The organism is Leucobacter sp. M11 (assembly GCF_035726885.1).
Taxonomy (GTDB): Bacteria; Actinomycetota; Actinomycetes; order Actinomycetales; family Microbacteriaceae; genus JAPFRB01.
Genome location: NZ_JAPFRB010000003.1, coordinates 298,544 through 299,139 on the forward strand (window position 1 = coordinate 298,544; position 596 = coordinate 299,139).

1 tRNA gene and 1 pseudogene are annotated in these 596 nt (G+C 65.9%); one reads left to right on the forward strand and one right to left on the reverse strand.

From position 1 onward, the window contains the following. A pseudogene (locus tag OOT08_RS09730) lies at positions 1 to 376 on the reverse strand (hypothetical protein); the annotation flags it as partial. A gap of 23 nt (positions 377 to 399) precedes the next feature. Here OOT08_RS09730 and OOT08_RS09735 point away from each other — a divergent pair. Next, positions 400 to 482: transfer RNA gene (locus OOT08_RS09735), tRNA-Leu, on the forward strand. Positions 483 to 596: the final 114 nt, after the last annotated feature.

Here is a 596-nt window from a genome sequence, read left to right on the forward strand (position 1 = left end):
CCGGTTGCACGCCGGAGCGGAACGTGCGCGCGAAGGCGCCGTTCACGAGGCGCTCCAGCCCGCGCTCAACGTTGTCGAGGATTCCCACTCGTTTTGCTCCATCGTGTTTGGTGTGGCCCGCAGGAAACGGAACACAGTTTGTTAAGCATGGTACTTGTCCGGGCACCTCCGTGCCGTTCTTGATGGCACTGTGGCGCGTTTTCAGCGCCGATTCGCCGCTCTTTCCCCGGGAGAGCCCGTCGATTCCCGCGGTGAAGCCGCGGAAACAGCCCCATTCTTCGCCCCTTCCCCGTGAGTTTGCCGCACAACTCGCCCGGGCGCACCCCCTCACTTTGCTCCGTGGCCCCTCGGGCTGATAAGCTCGCAGAGTTGCCACGGAAGTTTCGCGGCCAACGACTCGCGCGAGTGGCGGAATGGCAGACGCGCTGGCTTCAGGTGCCAGTGCCCGCAAGGGCGTGGGGGTTCAAGTCCCCCCTCGCGCACGAGTATCAACAACAAAGGCTCTCCTCCGGGGGAGCCTTTCTTGTTTCCCCTCGCGCCTCGCGGGGACGTGAACCCCGGGGGTTCACCGCGGCGGTGGCCGCGGCGTGGGCCAC